2 rRNA genes are annotated in these 536 nt (G+C 46.8%); both read right to left on the minus strand.

Features of this window, described 5'->3' with window-relative positions:
* Nucleotides 1-117 (minus strand): 23S ribosomal RNA (locus ACI3K6_RS23485); the annotation flags it as partial.
* A gap of 308 nt (nt 118-425) precedes the next feature.
* Nucleotides 426-536, minus strand: a 16S ribosomal RNA gene (locus ACI3K6_RS23490); the annotation flags it as partial.

Below are 536 nucleotides of genomic sequence, written 5' to 3' on the forward strand. Positions count from 1 at the left end.
TCGGAAATCTCCGGATCAAAGCTTACTTACAGCTCCCCGAAGCATATCGGTGTTAGTCCCGTCCTTCATCGGCTCCTAGTGCCAAGGCATCCACCGTGCGCCCTTTCTAACTTAACCTACGACAAATGATCAGCGTCGAATCTCTTCGTCAGCTTCGCTCGTTCAGATCCTCACATGCCATAGCACGCTCCGGTCTTCACTCCCTTGCTTCCTCGACCTTCTCGCTGCTGATTTGTCTTACGTTCTCTTACTAAAAAGAGAGAAAAACTAAAATGGCGATTCTCGGTTTTTACTTGGTTTCTTCATACGATTATCTAGTTTTCAAAGAACGAATAAAAAAAGCTTTGAGAGATTGACCTCTCAAAACTAAACAAACAGAAAACGTCAACTAATGTCTGGCTCTCATGTCCAGCATAAATCCTTAGAAAGGAGGTGATCCAGCCGCACCTTCCGATACGGCTACCTTGTTACGACTTCACCCCAATCATCTGTCCCACCTTAGGCGGCTGGCTCCTTACGGTTACCCCACCGACTTC

The sequence above is a fragment of the Neobacillus solisequens genome (genome assembly GCF_051233465.1).
Classification (GTDB): Bacteria; Bacillota; Bacilli; order Bacillales; family Cytobacillaceae; genus Neobacillus.